This is a genomic window from Citrobacter amalonaticus, from assembly GCF_018252635.1.
Taxonomy (GTDB): domain Bacteria; phylum Pseudomonadota; class Gammaproteobacteria; order Enterobacterales; family Enterobacteriaceae; genus Citrobacter_A; species Citrobacter_A amalonaticus_E.
This window is the reverse complement of sequence record NZ_JAGTXM010000007.1, coordinates 18,494-35,820: the sequence shown is the minus strand read 5'-3', so window position 1 is coordinate 35,820 and position 17,327 is coordinate 18,494. Positions and strand designations below refer to the sequence as shown.

15 protein-coding genes are annotated in these 17,327 nt (G+C 51.3%); 8 read left to right on the top strand and 7 right to left on the bottom strand.

Annotation, left to right across the window (positions count from 1 at the left end; all coding sequences use genetic code 11):
* Positions 1-23: 23 nt before the first annotated feature.
* From dtd to KE671_RS20620, 6 genes are all read right to left on the bottom strand, one after another.
* Positions 24-461 carry a D-aminoacyl-tRNA deacylase gene (gene dtd / locus KE671_RS20645; RefSeq protein WP_206164531.1) on the bottom strand — a complete coding sequence of 146 codons (438 nt, stop codon included), beginning with the start codon at positions 459-461 and terminating at the stop codon, positions 24-26.
* Positions 458-1,330: a virulence factor BrkB family protein gene (locus KE671_RS20640; protein ID WP_206164530.1), complete on the bottom strand. Its 873-nt coding sequence runs from the start codon at positions 1,328-1,330 to the stop codon at positions 458-460. Before KE671_RS20640 ends, dtd begins: the two co-directional genes overlap by 4 nt.
* Positions 1,324-1,923 carry a glucose-1-phosphatase gene (gene yihX / locus KE671_RS20635; RefSeq protein WP_206164529.1) on the bottom strand — a complete coding sequence of 200 codons (600 nt, stop codon included), beginning with the start codon at positions 1,921-1,923 and terminating at the stop codon, positions 1,324-1,326. Before yihX ends, KE671_RS20640 begins: the two co-directional genes overlap by 7 nt.
* Positions 1,924-2,064: 141 nt before the next feature.
* A complete protein-coding gene (locus KE671_RS20630) occupies positions 2,065-4,692 on the bottom strand; it encodes an autotransporter outer membrane beta-barrel domain-containing protein (protein ID WP_206164528.1) in 2,628 nt (875 codons plus the stop codon).
* 432 nt (positions 4,693-5,124) lie between these two features.
* On the bottom strand, positions 5,125-5,928 hold the full coding sequence (locus KE671_RS20625) for a DeoR/GlpR family DNA-binding transcription regulator (RefSeq protein ID WP_206164527.1): 804 nt from the start codon (positions 5,926-5,928) through the stop codon (positions 5,125-5,127).
* Positions 5,929-5,960: 32 nt separating this feature from the next.
* On the bottom strand, positions 5,961-6,857 hold the full coding sequence (locus KE671_RS20620) for a sugar kinase (RefSeq protein WP_206164526.1): 897 nt from the start codon (positions 6,855-6,857) through the stop codon (positions 5,961-5,963).
* 166 nt (positions 6,858-7,023) lie between these two features.
* Here KE671_RS20620 and yihU point away from each other — a divergent pair, with 166 nt between their 5' ends.
* The 8 genes from yihU (at position 7,024) to ompL (ending at position 16,671) form a co-directional block, all read left to right on the top strand.
* Complete coding sequence (gene yihU, locus KE671_RS20615; RefSeq protein ID WP_206164525.1) at positions 7,024-7,914, top strand: sulfolactaldehyde 3-reductase; 891 nt, start codon at positions 7,024-7,026, stop codon at positions 7,912-7,914.
* 19 nt (positions 7,915-7,933) lie between these two features.
* Positions 7,934-8,812 carry a sulfofructosephosphate aldolase gene (gene yihT / locus KE671_RS20610; protein ID WP_206164524.1) on the top strand — a complete coding sequence of 293 codons (879 nt, stop codon included), beginning with the start codon at positions 7,934-7,936 and terminating at the stop codon, positions 8,810-8,812.
* A 15-nt stretch (positions 8,813-8,827) separates the two neighbouring features.
* On the top strand, positions 8,828-10,069 hold the full coding sequence (gene yihS / locus KE671_RS20605) for an AGE family epimerase/isomerase (RefSeq protein WP_206164523.1): 1,242 nt from the start codon (positions 8,828-8,830) through the stop codon (positions 10,067-10,069).
* Between the two features lie 3 nt (positions 10,070-10,072).
* Positions 10,073-10,930 carry an aldose-1-epimerase gene (locus KE671_RS20600; RefSeq protein WP_432759342.1) on the top strand — a complete coding sequence of 286 codons (858 nt, stop codon included), beginning with the start codon at positions 10,073-10,075 and terminating at the stop codon, positions 10,928-10,930.
* 49 nt (positions 10,931-10,979) lie between these two features.
* Positions 10,980-13,016, top strand: a complete 2,037-nt coding sequence (locus KE671_RS20595) for an alpha-glucosidase (RefSeq protein WP_206164521.1) — start codon at positions 10,980-10,982, stop codon at positions 13,014-13,016.
* Between the two features lie 46 nt (positions 13,017-13,062).
* Positions 13,063-14,445, top strand: coding sequence for an MFS transporter (locus KE671_RS20590; RefSeq protein ID WP_206164520.1), 1,383 nt, complete (start codon positions 13,063-13,065; stop codon positions 14,443-14,445).
* Between the two features lie 44 nt (positions 14,446-14,489).
* Positions 14,490-15,911: an MFS transporter gene (locus KE671_RS20585; protein ID WP_206164519.1), complete on the top strand. Its 1,422-nt coding sequence runs from the start codon at positions 14,490-14,492 to the stop codon at positions 15,909-15,911.
* Between the two features lie 67 nt (positions 15,912-15,978).
* On the top strand, positions 15,979-16,671 hold the full coding sequence (gene ompL / locus KE671_RS20580) for a porin OmpL (RefSeq protein WP_206164622.1): 693 nt from the start codon (positions 15,979-15,981) through the stop codon (positions 16,669-16,671).
* 208 nt (positions 16,672-16,879) lie between these two features.
* Here the strand turns inward: ompL and KE671_RS20575 are convergent, their stop codons facing one another.
* The gene (locus KE671_RS20575; protein WP_206164518.1) at positions 16,880-17,326 is read right to left on the bottom strand and encodes a hypothetical protein; all 447 of its coding nucleotides are present in this window, start codon (positions 17,324-17,326) and stop codon (positions 16,880-16,882) included.
* Position 17,327 lies beyond the last annotated feature (1 nt).

The following is a 17,327-nucleotide window of genomic DNA, read 5'->3' as shown; positions in this document are numbered from 1 at the left end:
CCGCGGCCACGCCGGAAGCTGATTCATACCTGTAACCAGAACGTCACGGGGCCATCATTCACCAGCGCAACCTGCATATCCGCAGCGAAGCGTCCGGTCTGCGTGTTCATTTCCTGCTGGCGGCAGCGTTCGACGAAATAGTCGTACAGGGCTTCAGCGCGATCCGGCGTTGCTCCTTTGGAAAAACTCGGGCGCATGCCACGTTCAGTATCCGCCGCCAGCGTAAATTGTGAAACCACCAGCACGCTCCCGCCCGCCTGTTGTACGTTCAGGTTCATCTTGCCTTCGGCATCGCTAAAAATACGGTAGCCGAGTACGCGCTCGCACAGGCGATTCGCTTTCTGCTCGTCGTCATCCTTTTCGACACCCAACAACACTAAAAGTCCTGAGCCAATTTCACCCGTCACTTCGCCCTCCACGGTGACGCTGGCACGGGTTACGCGCTGAATTAATGCAATCATGGTTGGTCTGCTTCTTCTTGTTCTGCGGCTTGTTTGAGTTTGCGGTATTCCCCGAGAGTGACAGTTATTTCCGCGCCAAGCAAGACGATACACCACGTCCAGTACACCCAGACAAACAAAATGGGTACCACCGCTAACACGCCGTAAATAAGCTGATATGACGGGAACATGGTGATATAAAGCGCGAAACCTTTCTTCCCTGCCTCGAACAGCACAGCGGCCACAAAGGCGCCGACAATCGCATCCCGATTTGGTACGCGCGTAGTCGGTACCACGCTGTAGAGAAGCCAGAATGAAAGCCAGGAGAGAATCAACGGAAAGAGACGCAGCACATCATCGATCACCGTATTCAGATCGCTCGCCCAGCGTAATGAGAGGAGATAGGAGCTGATCGCCAGACTGGCCCCTGCCAATAGCGGCCCCAATGTCAAAATCATCCAGTAGACCGCAAAGGAGTACACTTTTGGCCGTGTACGCGTACTTCGCCAGATAGTATTCAAAGCGCTATCAATGGCATACATTAACAACAGCGCGGTGACGATTAACCCGCAGGCTCCTACAGCCGTCATTTTGTTGGAGTTGGCAACAAACTGCTCAATGTAACGCTGGATCACATCGCCCGTTGCCGGGATAAAGTTGGCAAAAATAAAGTGCCGCAGCTGGATGCTGACATCGGAAAACATCGGAAAAGCGGCGAAAAGCGCAAAGACGACAGCGATCAGCGGCACTAATGAGAGCAACGAGACATAGGCAAGATTCCCTGCCAGGGTTGTCATATTGTCCTCATCAATGCGCTTCCAGAGGAGTTTCAGCCAGGCCCAGATAGGTCGGGTATGGTGCCTGGCTTTTTGATGCACGGTTTTTAGCATAACAGCTTCGCGAAATACTCAGGGATAACGGTTTTATCGGTCACCAGAATGCTGGTTATCCCCAACTGGTTGGCTCCTGCTATATTATCGACGTTGTCGTCAAAAAAGACCGTATCGCTCGCTGAAAAATCCTCTTGCTGTAACACATGCTGATAGATCCGCGTCTCCGGTTTGCGCATCCCCAGTTCCTGCGACAAATAAATATGGTCCGCCGCCTGGCGAATCTCTGGATATTCGTCTGGCCAGAACGTCGTATGCAGCCGGTTGGTGTTCGACAGAACAACCACACGATGCCCTTGCTCGCGTAGCTTATGCATGATGTCGATAACCTCAGGCCGCAGCGCGACAAAAACGGCCTGCCAGCCGTGAGAAAATTGTTCGTAGCTCAGCGACAGATCCATCTCATGACAAAGGGCCTCGGCAAACGCTTCGTCGGTGATTTCTCCTCGTTCGTGCTGATGGAAGGCCTCCCCCATCGTAAAGCTCTGCTTTAACGATGCCAGCGGCACACGGCTCAGATCGCTCCAGGTACCTAACACGCGGTTGAAGTCGATATCGACAATCACATTACCTAAATCAAAGATATAGAGCATGTCCCTCTCCTTACTTGCCGTGGATGAATAACTGTAGCGGGAAAGGGACATTTTGACTATGTGCCTGTCAGGGAAAGATGAAGGAAAAAAGGCGATGCCGTTACAGCATCGCCTTGTTCTGGTGTGATATTTATCGGTTTCTTAGAAGCTGTACTTCACCCCGAGCATCGCGGAGGTATCGCTGTAGCTGTTATCACCGACCTGCTGCGAAAGGTTGCCCCACACCTGCAGACGAGGATTGATCTGCCCTTCGATGCCCACTTTCAGCTCACCAATATTACGCGTCCCGCTGATTTCATCCTTAATGGAGCCCATTTGTACAGTCTGGTTATTGGTGTTGTGGATCCAGTTCGCTTCAATAAACGGCTGGAAATCACGGCCTTTATCCGCATCTTTCTCCGCGTGACCTTTCAGGTAAGCACGAACGCCAAGGCGAGTCATCAGATTACCGTCAGTCTTGTCTTTCACCTGAGTTCCGTTGTGTTCGCGGTGTGAATCGGCCTGCACGTCCATCCAGATAACCTGTGCTTTCGGTTGGATCCAGTAGGTTTGATTTTCACTTTCCCCGACCAGGAAGCTGTAGCCCCCTTCAACAGACGCCGTGATGCCGTCGGATTTATAATTTTCACTGGCCAGATGATCGCCGCGCACGGTGTTATCAAACCAGTTGTACAACACCCAGCTATCCAGATAGGTGCCGGTTTTATCCGCTTCGTTGGCGTACCAGGTGGCGTACAGACCCACACTGTAACCGTCTACCTGTCCACGGGACGAATAGCCCGTGTAGCTGTTATGGGTTTTGCTTTTCTGATTGGCATAACCCGCCATCGCGCCCAGATGCCAGCGATCGAGGCCGTCGCTGCTCCACTGCGCCAGGTCGCCGCCTAACTGCAGAACATAACGGTTAGCGGTGGTTTTCAACTGTCCGCTGCCGTCGGTGAAGCGATTATGACCACCGACATTACGCATCCACATCGTGGTGACTTTTTCTTCACCGGTCAGCATGTCGGTATACTGGGTTTCGCCCAGACGATCGTGCAGACGGGTGATAAACATCGTGTTCGCCGCATAGTTGTTCGCCAAATAGCTACCAAACTCAGGACGATACTGGTGTTCGACGGGGCCCGGGTATACTGGCGGTCCAGGAGGATCCTCTGGGTCTGGCTGCGCGGGATCGGGATCGGGCTCAGGTTCTGGATCGACAGGTGGTGGATCAACAGGCGGCGGGTCCACCGGTGACAGTTCGCTAGTCAGATACCAGTCACTGGCTTTTTTCACCACATCATAATCATACGCACCAGCAACGATACGCCCTGATTTCGTAAAGGTACCGTCAGAGTTCCCGGCGACCTCAACAATTTTGATTCCATCGACGGTCAGTTCACCCACACCACCAATGTTGTTGATGCCGACTTTGGTATTCCCTGAGGTATCGCCCTGAACGATGAGTTGATCCGTCAGGGAAGTATCGCCTTCCAGCACGGTGTTCAGCACTAACAATGCGTTGGTACCGATATAGTTCCCCATCACGGTCAGCGTTTTGAACGTTAACGCATCGTCGCGAGAAACACCGTCAGAGCTATAACGCAGCGTGGCTTGATCCAGCGTCAGGTTAGAAACGACGGATTTACCGGTCATCTTCCATTCGCTGCTGGCGCCTTTCATATTCAGATTAATGGTTGCACGGTAAGAAGCCGTGTTTTCCAGTTGTGAAGAGTTAGCGATACCGACGAATTGGCTACCGTCATCCATGGTCAGGTCAATAACACCGCTTGAACGCGCGTACAGATTACCCTTAATGTCATAGACGCCTGAAGCTGCAGTATCGGTTGCCTTATCCCAGGAACGAATGAGCGCTTTGCTTTGATAGGCATACATCGCGTAAGCGTTGTTGCCTGTAGCATCAATAGCCGTGTTTCCCCCCAGATTCACCGTGGCGAAATCGCTACTGGCGGAGGCATAGATGCCATGCGCGCCACTATTAGTTGTAGTGACATCCAGGTTATTGAGGTTAACTTCACCTTTCCGCCCGGCGTAAACCCCATATGCATTCGAACCGGAAGTCGTAATGGTTGTGGTTCCACCGATGGTGACATCGGCGATGCCCGCCGCACTACCAAATAGGTCACCGAGATCTTTGCCCGCATAAATCCCGTATCCGGAGTTCATACCACCGCTACCGCGAGTAACGATATCAGCATTGCCGTGAACAATGATTGAGGATTGCGCGCTCGTGTTGGCTCTGGAGATATTTGCACGCAGCCCCATACCGTCTGTAGCATTGACAGAAACATTTCCGCTCACTTCAACAACAGAGTATGCCGCGGTAAGTTCACGACCGAGGTTAATCCCATCAGAACTCGTTCCGGTCGTCGTAATGGTAATATTTTCTGCTTCTAATCGACCACCGACATTTTTAGAGTGGATCCCATCCGCTTCCGAGCCAGTAGTGTTAATGACCAGATTTTTAAATTTATAGCCCGTGCTATCGATATAGACACCCCAACCTTGTAAAGGTGTGGTTGTGCCGTTCTGACTTGTATTAATTAAGACTTCGTCAAATGTAGTGTAATCGCGGCTATTTGACAGCAGAGGGTTACCATTATAGTAAATCGTCTGATCGTCACAGAAAAATTGGGCCGTTGTCGTGTAACTACATCCCGCAGCAATCGCCTGTCCGCTAAGGCTCCCCAGAGCTAGCGCACTGGCGATACAAAGTGCCAATTTCCCCGGTGAGGGTGGTTTGCATTTCATTTTTTGTGTTTTCATAGGAATACCTTTTCCGTACTACTCTTTTTTCGGATAAGAGCATAAAAGACGCAGTAAAAATTAATTAAAAGGCAAAGCGGGTCCGTTCATCTTTAAAATCTTAAAGATTCACTTACCTTAAAATTATAAATCTTTCCTTTTGCGCGATTAATACAGTTATTCAAATGTTATGTCAACGGGGCTTGAAATGACGAAAAAGGCAAATTAATAAAAGGCTACCCATTTATTAATATTATTCCTGGCTGTTTTTTAAAACAGCTAAAAAAAAGAATATGGAAGGTTAAAAAGGCTTATAAATCAAGAGGAATAAAAAGCACATTTTGATAATTCATGCGAGCTTTAGGAGTTTTACACATAATACCAGGATGTTTAACTATTTTTATTTTTTGTGATAAAAACCGCCTGAGCGGCGGTTTATTTAAAAGGAGGCAGTCATGCAGAAATCACATCATCCTGGTCCGGGCTCACCTGTACAATCTCCACCTGATTAGACTGGAGAAGCGTATGGAGAGCCGGGCCGGGAAGTTCATCCGTAAACAACGCGGTGACAGAAGAGATATTGCCAATCTCAACCGCCGCTGAGGCGTGGTATTTGGTATGGTCGGCAGCAAGTAGAATATGCCTGGAGTGGGCTATCATCGTTTTCACCACGCTGGCTTCATTGACATCAAACTCCAGCAACGCCCCATCGCTTTCTATCGCCCCCACGCTGGTGACAAGGTAGTCCGCACGGAAATCACTGACAAACGCGGTCGCAGAAGGGCCAATAATACCGCTGTTATGTGGTCGCAGCGTTCCACCTGGAACCATGACTTCGAAACGGGGATTGTTATAGAGAATATGCGCTACTCGTAGGCTGTTGGTGATAATGCGCAGATGATTGTGGTTCAACAATGCCCGCGCCACCTGCTCCACGGTGGTGCCAATGGTGATAAAGACCGTTGAACCATCTGGAATATAGTCCGCCACCGCTTCCGCGATGGCTTTTTTCTCTTGCGTCCACGAGACTTCACGTTGCTCAAAGGCGGTGTTAACCACGCTGGACGCGCGGCCTGCCCCACCGTGATGACGGGTAATCAGCCCTTGCTCGCTTAATTTACGAATATCACGGCGCACCGTCTGCGTGGAGACATCCAGTAAACCCGCCAGTTCATCAATGTTCATATACCCACGTTCACCAACGAGCGACAACAGTTGATCATGCCGTGGGTTACCGGTCAGTTCGGTAAAACTCATGAAAATTCCTCAAAAAACCATTGCCCTGCATTTTATACAAAAAGTGACAGAAAAGATCGGGTTTGATCACAGTCAGGGATTCCTGCGCGCCCACCGGGCCGGGTGCATTTCAGTGCCGCCACCCCACTGGCGAACCTGACGGCCTCTTTCATTTCGTTTCCTGACGCGAGGCTGAATGCGAGTGCTCCGTGAAAAACATCGCCTGCCCCTGTGGTATCCACCACATCCACGGCAAAACCAGCCTGGTGTTGCAACATCCCCTTCTCTATCCAATAGCACCCTTCGTCACCCAACGTGACGTAGACGTGTCCATTTGTGAGCATTTGTGATTGTTTCAACGCATTGGCGATTTCATTGATGCCGGTCAGTCGCGCCAGACCCGGAGCCGAAAACGCGGCATGATCGCTTAAGGCCACCAGCTCGCTGATGTCCTGCGGCGTCACATCGCCATCCAGCAGCGTCTTCACGCCCGCCTGACGCGCCAGCGTAAATGCTTGTTTTGCCCCTTCATGCCAGCGAACGTCCGCCAGCACCACATCCCATTGAGAAAAGTCGATGTCGTTAAGCCAGTCAGACTCTATCGGCAGATCGGGGCTGGGGAAATTGACGATAACCCGCTCCCCGTGGGTGTCGACCATAATGGCGGACTGCGATGACTTCGCTCCAGCATAGCGCCGGGTGTAGCGGGTATTTACCCCCAAGGCTCCCAGCTCCGACAGCAGACGGTTTCCGGTGTCGTCATCGCCCACGCGGCCAATAAAGTCTACCTGAGCACCTAATTTTGCCGCCGCCACCGCGGCTGTCGCGGCCGGCCCACCGCCGACCTCGGTATAGCGATGCGCCACATATTTACCGCCTTCTGTCGGTAACCTTTCTACGTAATAGATGCGATCCAGCACAGTAATACCTACACAAGCAACACGAATCATGGTCGTTCCTTAAGCATGTTGGGATGAGGCTATTTTAATTTCACTAAATGTTTAAAAAGTGACGGCTGTCAATTTTTTGACCATAAATTACAAATACGATCAAAAACAGACAGAAACAACCGGTCATAAATGACAAAAAATGACACCACCGTCTCAGGAGAACGATATGGCAGTAATCGCATTTATCGGGTTAGGGCAGATGGGCGCGCCAATGGCGAGCAATTTACTCAAGCAGGGTCACCAACTCAGCGTTTTTGATATTAACGCCGATGCCGTAAAACGCCTGGCCGAAAAAGGGGCACAACCTGCCCGCTCGCCGGCGCAAGCCACAGAAGGCGCTGAGTTTGTTATCACGATGCTGCCCAACGGCGATCTGGTACGCAATGTGTTATTCGGTAAAGAAGGCGTTTGTGAAAGCCTCTCCCCACAGTCGCTGGTGATCGACATGTCGACCATCCATCCCTTACAGACCGACAAACTGATCGCCGATATGCGCGCCAATGGCTTCGCCATGATGGATGTACCTGTCGGCAGAACCTCCGATCACGCCGTTGCCGGTACATTGCTATTGCTGGCGGGCGGCACGCCAGACCAGGTCGAGCGCGCCACACCGGTACTGATGGCAATGGGGAATGAACTGATTAACGCCGGCGGCCCCGGAATGGGGATCCGCGTGAAGTTGATTAACAACTATATGAGCATCGCGCTGAATGCCCTGTCAGCCGAAGCCGCCGTGCTGTGTGAAGCACTGGGCCTCGCCTTCGATGTGGCGCTACAGGTCATGAGCGGGACGCCTGCCGGAAAGGGCCACTTCACCACCTCGTGGCCGAACAAAGTGCTGAAAGGCGATCTTTCCCCGGCCTTCATGATCGACCTGGCCCATAAAGATCTTGGTATCGCACTGGATGTCGCCAACCAACTGCACGTTCCAATGCCGCTCGGCGCGGCGTCCAGGGAAGTTTATAACCAGGCGCGAGCCGCTGGCCGTGGGCGGGAAGACTGGACCGCCATTCTCGAACAGGTTCGCACGACTGCCGGACTGAAAAACCACCATTGACAGGTAAAAGGACTGAAGAATGACCACGTACACCCTGAAAGATATCACCCGACCTTCCGGCGGCTTCGCCATGCTGGCCGTTGACCAGCGTGAAGCGATGCGCCTGATGTTTGCCGCCGCAGGCACGCCAACGCCGGTCACCGATCAGCATCTCACGGATTTTAAAGTCAATGCTGCAAAGATTCTCTCACCATATGCCTCCGCGATCCTGCTTGACCAGCAGTTTTGCTACCGCCAGGCGGTAGAGCAAAACGCAGTGGCCAAAAGCTGCGCCATGATTGTCGCCGCCGACGCCTTCATCCCAGGTAATGGCATTCCCGTCGACAGCGTGGTGATTGATAAAAGCATCAATCCGCAAGCCGTCAAGCAGGATGGTGCGAAAGCCTTAAAGCTGCTCGTGCTCTGGCGCAGTGATGAAGATGCGCAGCAACGTCTTGAAATGGTGAAAGAATTCAATGCGCTGTGCCATAGCCATGGTCTGTTGAGCATCATCGAACCGGTGGTTCGTCCGCCCCGTCGTGGAGATAAATTCGATCGTGAACAGGCGATTATCGAAGCGGCCAAAGAGCTGGGCGACTGCGGCGCCGATCTCTACAAGGTCGAAATGCCGCTGCACGGTAAAGGCACACAGCAAGCCCTGCTCAGCGCGTCTCAACATCTGAACGAACACATCAATATGCCGTGGGTCATTCTCTCTTCCGGCGTTGACGAAAAGCTGTTTCCACGTGCGGTCAGCGTCGCGATGAGTGCTGGCGCTTCTGGCTTCCTGGCCGGCCGGGCGGTGTGGTCGTCAGTGATTGGTTTGCCGGACAGCGAACTGATGCTGCGCGATGTCTCTGCCCCTAAGCTACAGCGATTGGGAGAGATCGTCGACGAAATGATGGCTCGCCGTCGTTAATGTGAGGATAAAAGAATGAAATGGTTTAACACGCTGAGCCACAACCGCTGGCTGGAACAGGAAACCGACCGCATCTTTAACTTTGGCAAAAATGCCGCCGTCTCCACTGGATTCGGCTGGCTGGGTAACAAAGGACAGATCAAAGAAGAGATGGGCACGCACCTGTGGATCACCGCCCGCATGCTGCACGTCTATTCCGTCGCCGCAGCGATGGGCAGGCCAGGCGCTTACAGCCTGGTCGATCACGGTATTAAGGCCATGAACGGCGCGCTCAGGGATAAAAAATACGGTGGATGGTACGCCTGTGTGAATGACGAAGGCGTGGTAGATGCCTCCAAACAGGGATACCAACACTTTTTTGCGCTGCTGGGCGCGGCCAGCGCGGTCACCACCGGACACCCTGATGCCAGGAAACTGCTCGATTATACCATTGAAGTCATTGAGAAATACTTCTGGAGTGAAGAAGAGCAAATGTGTCTGGAATCCTGGGATGAAGCGTTTAGCAAAACTGAAGACTATCGCGGCGGCAATGCCAATATGCACGCCGTTGAAGCCTTCCTGATTGTTTACGACGTCACCCATGACAAAAAATGGCTGGATCGTGCGATCCGCATCGCCTCGGTCATCATTCATGATGTCGCTCGCAAAGGGGAATACCGGGTCAATGAGCACTTCGACGTGAACTGGAACCCGATCCGCGATTACAACAAAGACAACCCTGCCCACCGTTTCCGCGCCTACGGCGGCACGCCTGGCCACTGGATTGAATGGGGGCGTCTGATGCTGCATCTGTATGCGGCCTTGCAAGCGCGCGCTGAAACACCGCCTGACTGGCTGCTGGAAGATGCTAAGGGGTTATTTCACGCCACTATCCGCGACGCATGGGCGCCAGACGGTGCCGATGGCTTTGTTTACACGGTGGACTGGGACGGTAAGCCAATCGTCCGTGAACGTGTGCGCTGGCCCATTGTGGAAGCGATGGGCACCGCCTATGCGCTGTATACGGTAACGGGCGATCGTCAGTACGAAACCTGGTATCAGACATGGTGGGAATACTGCATTAAGTACCTGATGGATTACGAAAATGGTTCATGGTGGCAGGAACTGGACATCAATAACCAGGTGACAACCAAAGTCTGGGACGGCAAGCAGGATATTTATCATCTGCTGCACTGCCTGGTGATCCCACGTTTGCCACTGGCGCCGGGTCTGGCCCCCGCCGTTGCCGCGGGTTTACTGGACATCAACGCTAAATAGTTCATGAGGATAGCAGCCATGCACAGCGGCGGAAAAACGATTCAACTTCAGGTCGGGCCTTACCAGGCAACGATTGTCACGGTTGGCGCAGGCCTTGCGGCGCTTACGCATCGTGGGCGTCATATCGTTATCCCACATAAGCCTGAAGAGATGCCGATGGCGCATCTTGGGAAAGTATTAATTCCCTGGCCGAACCGTGTCGCAAATGGCTGCTATCAGCATAACGGAAAGACATATCAGCTTGCGGTTAACGACCCGGTTTCACACTCCGCCATCCATGGGCTGTTAGCCTGGCGGGACTGGCAGATCCACCATCAGTCAGCGTCTGAGGTATCGCTGACGATTTTTCTGCCGCCTTCTTATGGCTACCCTTTTGCGCTGGTTTCAACCGTCATGTACCGACTGGATGCCACCCTTGGATTACACGTCTTAATTCGTACCCAGAATGTAGGCGACGGCGCAGCTCCTTATGGTGCCGGTGCGCATCCTTATTTGACCTGCAATCTGCAAGTTATTGACGACTGCGAGCTCACGCTCCCCATCAGTGAAACCTCCTGTGCAGAACGGAATTTCACGGAACCGCATTTAATTGCAAAAGCGTCTATTGATCATGCTCTTAAGGTCAGCGCTCCCGCCAAGGGTTGGGAAGTCAGAATAACCAGCCCGGCACAAAATCTCTCCACCTGGTTACGTAGCCATCAGACCTGGCTGCAGGTCTATACCGGCGAAAAATTGAACAGACGCGGCCTTGCGGTGGAACCCATGACCTGTCCGCCCGACGCCTTTAATTCCGGGATTAGCCTGATTCACCTTAAGCCAGGAGAAATCCATGAGATGCGTTTTTTAATCGGCTGCGAATAACAAAAAACCGACAGATTATCGAATTACCCTATTGTTACGGAGAATTATAATGAATTCGCTACAACAACGGTCGACCCCTTTAAAACTAACCACGCTACAGGATGGCTTTACGCTGACGTATCACCAGCGGCTGATTTTGTGCCACAGCACGGAAACCCCCTGTCTGTGGGTAGGTGCGGGCGTCGCCGATATCGATATGTTTCGCGGTAACTTCAGCATTAAAGATAAGCTTAACGAGAAAATTGCCCTGACCGATGCCGCGATCAGCGAATCAACCGACGGCTGGCAAGTTCGCTTTAGCCGTGGTGATGCCGTCAATGCGACGCTGCATATCTCTGTCGATGAAGCGGGTCGTCTGCAGTTGGATCTGCACAACGACGATCGCAACCATAACCGCATCTGGCTGCGGCTGGCGGCTAACCCGGACGACCATGTTTATGGCTGCGGTGAACAGTTCTCTTACTTCGACCTGCGCGGGAAACCGTTCCCACTGTGGACCAGCGAACAGGGGGTGGGCCGTAACAAAACCAGCTACGTCACCTGGCAAGCTGACTGCAAAGAGAACGCGGGCGGCGACTACTACTGGACCTTCTTCCCGCAACCCACATTTGTCAGTACGCAGAAATACTATTGCCACGTTGATAATAGCTGCTACATGAATTTTGACTTCAGCGCGCCGGATTATCACGAACTGGCGTTGTGGGAGGATAAAACAACTCTGCGTTTTGAATGCGCCAACAGCTATATCACCCTGCTGGAAAAAATGACCGCGCTGTTAGGTCGCCAGCCAGAGTTACCGGACTGGATTTATGATGGCGTCACGCTGGGCATTCAGGGCGGCACCGACGTTTGCCAGAAAAAACTGGATACGATGCGTCGTGGTGGCGTGAAAGTGAACGGCATCTGGGCACAGGACTGGTCCGGGATCCGCATGACCTCATTTGGCAAGCGGGTGATGTGGAACTGGAAGTGGAACAGCGACAACTATCCACAACTGGACAGCCGTATAAAACTATGGAATGCCGAAGGCGTGAAATTCCTTTCTTATATCAACCCGTATGTCGCCAGTGACAAAGACCTGTGCGCCGAAGCGGCAAAGCACGGCTATCTGGCAAAAGATGTGTCGGGTAATGATTACCTCGTTGAATTTGGTGAATTTTACGGTGGCGTGGTTGATTTAACCAACCCAGCGGCCTATGACTGGTTCAAAGGCGTCATCAAGAAAAACATGATCGAACTCGGTTGCGGCGGCTGGATGGCGGACTTTGGCGAGTATCTGCCGACCGACACGGTTCTTCATAACGGCGTCAGTGCTGAGATCATGCATAATGCCTGGCCTGCACTGTGGGCAAAATGTAACTACGAGGCGCTCGAGGAAACCGGCAAGCTTGGCGAAATCCTGTTCTTCATGCGGGCGGGTTATACCGGCAGTCAGAAGTACTCCACCATGATGTGGGCTGGCGATCAAAACGTGGACTGGAGCCTGGACGATGGCCTTGCTTCCGTTGTCCCCGCCGCGCTCTCGCTGGCCATGACCGGTCACGGCCTGCACCACAGCGACATCGGGGGTTACACCACGCTGTTTGAGATGAAACGCAGCAAAGAGCTGCTATTGCGCTGGTGTGATTTCAGCGCTTTCACGCCGATGATGCGCACTCATGAAGGTAACCGTCCCGGTGACAACTGGCAGTTTGACGGTGATGACGAAACCATCGCCCATTTCGCCAGAATGACGACCGTTTTTACCACCCTGAAGCCATATCTCAAACAAGCCGTCGCACAAAACGCCGCGACCGGCCTGCCGGTCATGCGCCCGCTATTCCTGCATTACGAAGACGATGCGCACACCTACACCCTGAAATACCAATACCTGCTGGGACAAGATCTGCTGGTCGCCCCGGTATATGAGCAGGGCCGTAATGACTGGACACTGTATCTGCCGGAGGACAACTGGGTGAATCTCTGGACAGGAGAAACCCATCGGGGTGGCGAGGTAACCGTAGACGCGCCGCTGGGCAAACCTCCGGTCTTTTATCGCGCGAACAGTGAGTGGGCTTCGCTGTTTACATCTTTACGCCACATCTAATAAGGCTCGCCCGTGGGCAAGATTCACGGGCAAATGAGGGATAATCATGAGTCAAAACATAACCAATCCGGCAACCCTACGCTTGCCTTTTAAGGAAAAACTCGCCTACGGGATGGGTGATTTAGGTTCCAATATTCTTCTGGATATCGGTACGCTCTATTTACTGAAGTTTTATACCGATGTTCTCGGTTTACCGGGCACCTATGGCGGTATCATTTTCCTTATTGCCAAGTTTTTTACCGCGTTTACCGATATGGGAACCGGTATTATGCTCGATTCACGACGTAAAATCGGTCCAAAAGGGAAATTCCGGCCTTTCGTGATGTACGCTGCGTTTCCGGTGACCCTGCTGGCTATCGCTAACTTTGTCGGTACGCCGTTTGAAATCACCGGAAAAACGGTCATGGCGACCGTCCTGTTTATGCTCTACGGGCTGTTCTTCAGCATGATGAACTGCTCCTATGGCGCAATGGTGCCCGCCATTACGAAAAACCCGGACGAGCGCGCCTCGCTCGCCGCCTGGCGACAGGGCGGCGCGACGCTTGGCCTGTTGCTATGTACCGTCGGTTTTGTGCCGGTCATGAACCTGATCGAAGGCAACTCGCAACTGGGGTATATCTTCGCCGCGACGCTGTTCTCCTTGTTCGGGTTGTTTTTCATGTGGTGGTGCTATGCCGGGGTAAAAGAGCGTTATGTCGAAGTAAAACCTGTCGACGCGACGCAGAAAGCGGGGTTGTTGCAGTCATTCCGCGCCATCGCGGGTAATCGCCCGCTGTTTATTCTGTGTATTGCTAACCTCTGCACGCTCGGCGCATTTAACGTCAAGCTGGCGATCCAGGTCTATTACACCCAGTACGTCTTAAACGACCCAATTTTATTGTCGTGGATGGGCTTCTTCAGCATGGGCTGTATTTTCATCGGCGTCTTTTTAATGCCGGGGATGGTCCGCCGCTTCGGCAAGAAAAAGGTTTATATCGGCGGCCTGCTGATTTGGGTCACAGGCGATCTGCTTAACTACTTCTTCGGCGGCGGTTCGGTGAGCTTTGTCGCGTTCTCTTGTCTGGCGTTCTTCGGTTCTGCGTTTGTAAACAGCCTGAACTGGGCGCTGGTCTCCGACACGGTGGAATACGGCGAATGGCGGACTGGTGTACGTTCAGAAGGGACGGTCTACACCGGCTTCACTTTCTTCCGTAAGGTCTCACAAGCGCTGGCAGGTTTTTTCCCGGGGTGGATGCTGACCCAAATCGGCTATGTGCCTAACGTGGTGCAATCGGCGGGAACAGTCGAGGGTCTGCGACAACTGATCTTTATTTATCCCTGCGCGCTGGCAGTCGTGACCATCATTGCAATGGGCTGTTTCTACAATCTCAACGAAAAGATGTATGTCCGCATTGTGGAAGAGATTGAAGCCCGTAAACAAACGGCTTAAAACAATAATATCCAACGCCCTGCGGGGCGTTATGGGAGGCGATTATGTTTGACCATGATCCGCTAACGCTGAAACTGAGCCTGCGTGAAAAATTCGCCTACGGCATGGGCGATTTTGGCTCAAACCTGATGCTGTGTATCGGGACGCTGTATCTGCTTAAGTTTTATACCGATGAACTCGGGATCCCTGCGTATTACGGCGGGATTATTTTTCTGGTAGCGAAGTTCTTTACCGCCTTTACCGATATGCTAACCGGCGTATTGCTGGATTCTCGTCGTAATATTGGCATTAAGGGGAAATTCCGTCCCTTTATTCTGTATGCCTCTTTTCCCGTGGCGCTGGTCGCCAGCATGCAGTTTTTTGCCACTGATTTGACCCTGACAGTAAAAACGGCGCTGGCTACTGTACTGTTTATGCTGTTCGGTCTGTTTTACAGCCTGATGAACTGCTCCTATGGCGCGATGGTACCAGCCATCACCAAAAACCCACATGAACGTGCCCAGCTTGCCGCCTGGCGTCAGGGGGGCGCAACCATCGGACTGCTTCTGTGTACCGTCGGATTTATGCCGATTCAGGGGCTTTTTACCCGTTCACCGTCACTTGGCTATTTGATCGCGGCGCTGATTTTCTCCGTGTGCGGATTGCTCAGTATGGGGTGGTGTTTCCGTGGCGTGAAGGAGCGCTACATCGAAATCGTGCCCGCTCACCATAAGCCCAGTATTTTCAAATCGTTTTGCGCGATTTTCCGCAATCCGCCGTTGTTAGTCCTGTGTATTGCCAACTTGTGTACGCTGGCCGCCTTCAACATCAAGCTGGCGATCCAGGTCTATTACACCCAGTACGTACTGAATGATATCCATTTGCTGTCATGGATGGGTTTCTTCAGCATGGGGTGCATTCTGGTTGGCGTATTGTTAGTCCCCACTACCGTACGACGTTTCGGCAAAAAACAGGTTTATCTTGGAGGACTGACACTCTGGGCCGTCGGGGATATCCTGAATTTCTTCTGGGGTGGAACATCCTTTTTATTCGTCATCTTCTCCTGTATGGCCTTCTTCGGTACCGCCTTCGTCAACAGTCTGAACTGGGCGCTGGTACCGGATACTGTCGATTACGGCGAATGGAAAACGGGGATTCGCGCAGAAGGTTCCGTTTACACGGGATATACCTTTTCGCGCAAGATTTCCGCCGCGCTGGCAGGGTTCCTGCCTGGTATTATGTTGACCCAGATTGGCTATGTCCCCAACATCGCGCAAAGTGATGCCACGTTACTGGGATTACGCCAGTTAATTTTTCTCTGGCCCTGTGGTCTGGCGATAATGGCCGCATTGACTATGGGTTTCTTTTATAAGCTCAACGAAGCGCGCTTCGCTTTTATTATCGAGGAAATTAATCAACGAAAAAAGAATGACACTATTCCTGACTTAAAAAATAACAATAAAAACATCGCGACTGTAAATCTATAAATAAAACTTGCCGCTATTTCCATCCTGATGGATGGCGGCTTCCCTACGCTTAAAAAATGGATTTATGATGAAAACCTTAAACACAATCATTCTGTTATCCTCAGTGATATCAACCTCTGTTTTGGCTGGTGCTTATGTCGAAAACCGAGAAGCGTATAATCTGGCCTCCGACCAGCAAGAGATCATGTTACGTGTTGGCTATAATTTTGATATGGGAGCAGGCATTATGCTCACCAACACCTACACGCTCCAGCGTAAAGACGAGTTAAAGCATGGCTATAACGAAATCGAAGGCTGGTACCCGTTATTCAAACCTACAGATAAATTAACCATCCAACCCGGTGGATTGATTACCGACAAAAGCATTGGTTCCAGCGGCGCGGTCTATCTGGACGTCAATTATAAGTTTACTCCGTGGTTTAATCTGACGGTACGTAACCGATACAATCATAATAATTACAGCTCGGTCGATTTAAACGGCGATCGAGATAATAACGATACCTATGAGATAGGCAACTACTGGAACTTTATTATTACCGATAAGTTCTCGTATACCTTTGAACCCCACTATTTTATGCGGGTGAATGATTTTCATAGCAGTAACGGCAAGGATCACCACTGGGAAATTACCAATACCTTCCGTTATCGGATCAACCAGAACTGGTTACCCTACTTCGAACTGCGCTGGCTGGATCGTAACGTGGAACCCTGGCACCGCGAACAAAACCAGATTCGCGTTGGGGTGAAATATTTCTTTTAACTGATCTGAAAACAGAAAAGCCGCTGAATTTCAGCGGCTTGAGAGAGCTGACAAACGACGAAATGCCCGATGGCACAAGCTTATCTGGTCTACAGAGAGTGCGTAATGTATTGAGGTTGCAGTATGGTGTGGGTTGGCCGCCATCTGGCAAACTATCGCAAAGTTGGTCAACAATATGAAACCGATTAAAGTAAGCCCTACGTTCAGATCAGCGGATTTTGACTATGGTAATTTTTATGACTAACTTCAGAAGTGTGTCAAACAGCCATGCCACGCTCAGTGCAAAAAATGAAGTGATCGCTATATAAATATTCACTTCATATATGCTCAAAAAATTGTTTTTTGCATATATGTCACATTCAAAGAAAGAACACACGCTGGTAATAACATCCTCAAACAACCCCATTAATCCAATTAAAAATGGTCCATAAGCAAAAATAATTAAATACACAATTCCGCAGCAACAAATTGAAGCGTTAATCGGGTGAAATATTCTCACTCCCCATAAATATACCAGAAAACAAATGATAATATACAAGCATAAATACACATCAATTTCAGTCCCATCAATAGAAAAGCAATATAAAAGGCTTGCGCCAACTATCGCAAAAACAACAGAAGTAACAAACAAAATAAGATAACTGATATTAGACATT

What these genes read in the sequence shown, in the direction of transcription:
- dtd (WP_206164531.1), bottom strand. Translation starts at nt 461, where the DNA reads ATGATTGCATTAATTCAGCGCGTAACCCGTGCCAGCGTCACCGTGGAG.
- KE671_RS20640 (WP_206164530.1), bottom strand. Translation starts at nt 1,330, where the DNA reads ATGCTAAAAACCGTGCATCAAAAAGCCAGGCACCATACCCGACCTATC.
- yihX (WP_206164529.1), bottom strand. Translation starts at nt 1,923, where the DNA reads ATGCTCTATATCTTTGATTTAGGTAATGTGATTGTCGATATCGACTTC.
- KE671_RS20630 (WP_206164528.1), bottom strand. Translation starts at nt 4,692, where the DNA reads ATGAAAACACAAAAAATGAAATGCAAACCACCCTCACCGGGGAAATTG.
- KE671_RS20625 (WP_206164527.1), bottom strand. Translation starts at nt 5,928, where the DNA reads ATGAGTTTTACCGAACTGACCGGTAACCCACGGCATGATCAACTGTTG.
- KE671_RS20620 (WP_206164526.1), bottom strand. Translation starts at nt 6,857, where the DNA reads ATGATTCGTGTTGCTTGTGTAGGTATTACTGTGCTGGATCGCATCTAT.
- yihU (WP_206164525.1), top strand. Translation starts at nt 7,024, where the DNA reads ATGGCAGTAATCGCATTTATCGGGTTAGGGCAGATGGGCGCGCCAATG.
- yihT (WP_206164524.1), top strand. Translation starts at nt 7,934, where the DNA reads ATGACCACGTACACCCTGAAAGATATCACCCGACCTTCCGGCGGCTTC.
- yihS (WP_206164523.1), top strand. Translation starts at nt 8,828, where the DNA reads ATGAAATGGTTTAACACGCTGAGCCACAACCGCTGGCTGGAACAGGAA.
- KE671_RS20600 (WP_432759342.1), top strand. Translation starts at nt 10,073, where the DNA reads ATGAGGATAGCAGCCATGCACAGCGGCGGAAAAACGATTCAACTTCAG.
- KE671_RS20595 (WP_206164521.1), top strand. Translation starts at nt 10,980, where the DNA reads ATGAATTCGCTACAACAACGGTCGACCCCTTTAAAACTAACCACGCTA.
- KE671_RS20590 (WP_206164520.1), top strand. Translation starts at nt 13,063, where the DNA reads ATGAGTCAAAACATAACCAATCCGGCAACCCTACGCTTGCCTTTTAAG.
- KE671_RS20585 (WP_206164519.1), top strand. Translation starts at nt 14,490, where the DNA reads ATGTTTGACCATGATCCGCTAACGCTGAAACTGAGCCTGCGTGAAAAA.
- ompL (WP_206164622.1), top strand. Translation starts at nt 15,979, where the DNA reads ATGAAAACCTTAAACACAATCATTCTGTTATCCTCAGTGATATCAACC.
- KE671_RS20575 (WP_206164518.1), bottom strand. Translation starts at nt 17,326, where the DNA reads ATGTCTAATATCAGTTATCTTATTTTGTTTGTTACTTCTGTTGTTTTT.